This is a genomic window from Streptomyces sp. NPDC045899, assembly GCF_056431485.1.
Window position 1 is genome coordinate 40,111 of the sequence record NZ_JBWKKP010000040.1, and the last position, 3,630, is coordinate 43,740.

Sequence of the window (3,630 nt, forward strand, 5' to 3'; positions counted from 1 at the left end):
CGTCCCCTCCCTTCCCCCCCCCCCCCCCCCTCCCCCCCCTCCCCCCCCCCCCCCCCCCCCCCCCCCCCCCCCCCCCCCCCCCCCCCCCCCCCTCCCCCCCCCCCCCCCCGGCACCGCTCAGGCCGGGCGCTCGCTGCGGTCCCCGCCCCAGAGGGTGTGGAACGAGCCGTCACGGTCGGTGCGCCGGTAGGTGTGCGCGCCGAAGAAGTCCCGCTGCCCCTGGACCAGCGCCGCCGGAAGCCGCTCGGAGCGCAGCGCGTCGTAGTACGCCAGCGCCGCCGAGAACCCGGGAGCCGGAACGCCCAGCTCGGCCGAGGTGGCCACCACCCGCCGCCAGGCGTCCTGGGCCGCCCCCAGCGCCTCGGCGAAGTAGTCGGCGGTCAGCAGGGTCACCGGGGTCCGCTCCCGCGCGTACGCCTCGGTGATCCGGTTCAGGAAGCGCGCCCGGATGATGCAGCCGCCCCGCCAGATCCGCGCCACCGCGCCCGGGTCGATGTCCCAGCCGTACTCCTGGCTGCCCGCCTGGATCTGGTGGATACCCTGCGCGTACGCCACGATCTTCGACGCGTACAGCGCCTGCTCGACGTCATCGGCGAACCGCTCCGCCGCCGCGCCCGAGAGCCCCTCGGCCGACGGCCCCGGCAGCCCCTGCGCCGCGTCCCGCAGATCCGCGTGGCCGGACAGCGAGCGCGCGAACACCGCCTCGGCGATACCGCTCACCGGCACACCCACGTCGAGCGCGGTCTGCACGGTCCAGCGGCCGGTGCCCTTCTGCTCGGCCTGGTCCAGCACCACGTCCACGAAGGGTTGGCCGGTCACGGCGTCGGTGTGCGCCAGCACCTCGGCGGTGATCTCGATCAGATACGACTCCAGGCGCCCGCCGTTCCAGGTGCGGAACACCTCCGCGATCTCGCCCGGGGTCATGCCCAGGGCGCGCCGCAGCAGGTCGTAGGACTCCGCGATCAGCTGCATATCGGCGTACTCGATGCCGTTGTGCACCATCTTCACGAAGTGTCCGGCGCCGTCCGGGCCGATGTGGGTGCAGCAGGGAGTGCCGTCCACCTTGGCGGAGATGTCCTCCAGCAGCGGGCCCAGCGCCTCGTACGACTCCTTCGAACCGCCCGGCATGATGCTCGGGCCGTGCAGGGCGCCCTCCTCGCCGCCGGAGATGCCGCTGCCCACGAAGTGCAGTCCGCGCTCGCGCAGCGCCGCCTCACGGCGCCGGGTGTCCTCGAAGTGCGCGTTGCCACCGTCCACGATCATGTCGCCCGGCTCCAGCAGCGGGGCGAACTCCTCGATCACCGCGTCCGTCGGCGCGCCCGCCTTGACCATCATCACCAGCCGCCGCGGGCGCTCCAGCGAGGCCACGAACTGCTCGGCCGTCTCGGCCGGTACGAAGTGGCCTTCGCTGCCGAACTCCTCCACCAGCGCCCGCGTCCGCGCGGGCGTCCGGTTGTGCACGGCCACCGTGTGGCCGTGCCGGGCGAAGTTGCGGGCCAGGTTGCTGCCCATCACCGCCAGTCCGGTCACACCGATGTGAGCCTGCTCCGCCATGGTTGGCCACTCCTGCCTGTGTCAGTCGTCGTCATCTCGGAAACGCGCCGTGCGCACAGCGTCCCGGGTACCCCGTCCGTGCGCCACTCACGACGCGGACGGGAGGGCGGGATCCGGACCCACGGATACGAGGGCGTCCGTCCTCCGCGGACGGCGCCCTCGTCACCGTGGACGGCGGAGCCGCCCTATCTCGATGTCTCGGACGCCGCGCCGTTCACCGTGCCGCTGGCCCGGGTGGGCCGCTCCAGGATGCCGCGGGCATCGGCCGGGGCCGACTCGCGGACCGGGATCGGCTGGGGCCCGGCCGCGGTCTCCGCGGACGGCGCGGTGCCGCCACCGGGCGGGGTGCTCGAGCCGTTGATCTTCTCGATCGCCTGCCGGGCCTGCTCACCGGGGGAGCGGGCGGCGAGCGGCGGCGGGGTGTGGCCCGCGGTGGCCGCGGGCTGGCTGCGCTCCTGGGAGTGCTTGGCGTGGGCGCCGCCGAACTGGCTGCGCAGCCGGTGGCTGACCGATTCGTCCAGGCTCACCGGACGTCCCAGCTGGGCAGCCAGCCGGCCCGCCTCCTGTCCGAGCGCGGCGACGACCTCCCAGGGCAGATGGAGTTCCAGCCGGACCTCGGCCTCTCCGTCGGGGAGGGCTTGGATGGGCGGGGTGAACCGGTCGTTGGGGTTGAACCGGTCGTTCATGTGCGGTCCTCCGGTCTCGGATGGTCCTGCGCGGCGCAACGCGCACCCCTCTGCCAGGGCGCGCCTACTCAGGAATACGGAGAGCCGGCGCTTTCCGTTCACTCATCTCCCACATCCGGACCGGAGTGGTATCAGGTTTTGCTCAGTACGATCGTGATCGCCGCCAGGATGGCCCCCAGGAGCAGCGCCGCCACCCCGTAGATCAGCCGCTGCGAGCGCAGTCCGGGGAGCAGTGCGTCGAAGGAGATGCGGCCCGCGCCGCTGAGTGCGAGACCGGCCGCGACCACCCCGATGAGCAGGGGGAACTCAAAGCCGCCGAAGAGGCCGAGCTCCCAGGACGCGGCCACGGCGTTGGCCATCGTGCCCGCCACTGCCGCACCGGCGAGCGGGGTGATCAGTCCCACCGCCAGCGCGAGTCCGCCGAAGGTCTCGGTCAGTCCGCAGATGACCGCCATCGCCTTCGGCGCCGGATAGCCGAACTGCGCGAAGGCCACGGCCGTCTTGTCGATCCCCAGGCCGTCCCACCAGCCGAACAGATGCTGTGCGCCGCGCGCGGCGACGATCAGACCGACACCGAGACGCACCACCAGCAGACCCACGTCATGGGCGGTGAGCACGGCCCCGGTGGACCGGGGGGAATGGGCGTGGGCGGGGCCCGCGTCCGGATCCGGTGCGGCGGCGTTCTCGCGGTGAGAAGAAGACATGGCGCCCTCGTCTGGTCGGGCCCGGCGGGCTCGCCGAGCCGGATGTGCTCTATGCACCTTAATTCCTTTTTATTCCACTGAACGGGTGGCTTCAATCCGGCCACCCCGGGCCCGCCGATCCGGCCCTCCGGGGCCCGGGCCTCAGCCGCCGGTCCGCCGCGCCCGCCGGTCCCCGCACCACCCTCGTGGCCTGAGCCCGAGCAGCAGCGCACCGGTGAGACAGCAGAGCCCGGCGCCGGTCAGAGCGGCGCCCAGGGCCGGTGCGGACACCGGACCGCCGTGGGGACCGGACAGCGGACCGCACAGCGACACACCCAGCCCGGCCGCCACGGTGATCACCGTCTTGGTCACCCCCGACGCCTCACCGGCGCGCTCGGGGGCCACGGCCGCCTGCGTGGCGATGAGCGTCAGCGCGTCGGCCACCCCGAGCGCCGCTCCGCACAGCGTGGCCGCCGCGATACACCCCGGCAGCGTCGGCGCCACGGGCACCGCGCACAGCCCCGCCGCCCCCAGCCCCAGACACCACGCCATCGCCCGTACCGCGCCGGCCCCGGGAATCCGTCCGGCCACCGGACCGGCCAGGGCCATCGCGGTGGGGGGGGGGGGGGGGAAAACCCCCCACCCCCCCCCCCCCCCCCCCCCCCCGCCCCCGCGGGGCGCAGGTGCACCGAAACAAAAAAACACAA

General features: G+C 74.0%; 4 protein-coding genes. All 4 read right to left on the minus strand.

Translation table 11 applies throughout. The features are described 5' to 3' along the window. Positions 1 to 117: 117 nt before the first annotated feature. Complete coding sequence (gene gndA, locus AC07FT_RS34930; RefSeq protein ID WP_479180141.1) at positions 118 to 1,554, minus strand: NADP-dependent phosphogluconate dehydrogenase; 1,437 nt, start codon at positions 1,552 to 1,554, stop codon at positions 118 to 120. Positions 1,555 to 1,739: 185 nt separating this feature from the next. After that, complete coding sequence (locus tag AC07FT_RS34935) at positions 1,740 to 2,240, minus strand: hypothetical protein (RefSeq protein ID WP_471199676.1); 501 nt, start codon at positions 2,238 to 2,240, stop codon at positions 1,740 to 1,742. 131 nt (positions 2,241 to 2,371) lie between these two features. After that, on the minus strand, positions 2,372 to 2,944 hold the full coding sequence (locus tag AC07FT_RS34940; protein ID WP_479180143.1) for a DoxX family protein: 573 nt from the start codon (positions 2,942 to 2,944) through the stop codon (positions 2,372 to 2,374). Positions 2,945 to 3,085: 141 nt separating this feature from the next. After that, the gene (locus tag AC07FT_RS34945; RefSeq protein ID WP_479180144.1) at positions 3,086 to 3,475 is read right to left on the minus strand and encodes a hypothetical protein; all 390 of its coding nucleotides are present in this window, start codon (positions 3,473 to 3,475) and stop codon (positions 3,086 to 3,088) included. Between the last annotated feature and the right edge of the window lie 155 nt (positions 3,476 to 3,630).

Excerpts from the sequence above, each read along its gene's own strand:
- AC07FT_RS34940 (WP_479180143.1), bottom strand. The coding sequence starts at position 2,944 with ATGTCTTCTTCTCACCGCGAGAACGCCGCCGCACCGGATCCGGACGCG.
- gndA (WP_479180141.1), bottom strand. The coding sequence starts at position 1,554 with ATGGCGGAGCAGGCTCACATCGGTGTGACCGGACTGGCGGTGATGGGC.
- AC07FT_RS34935 (WP_471199676.1), bottom strand. The coding sequence starts at position 2,240 with ATGAACGACCGGTTCAACCCCAACGACCGGTTCACCCCGCCCATCCAA.
- AC07FT_RS34945 (WP_479180144.1), bottom strand. The coding sequence starts at position 3,475 with ATGGCGTGGTGTCTGGGGCTGGGGGCGGCGGGGCTGTGCGCGGTGCCC.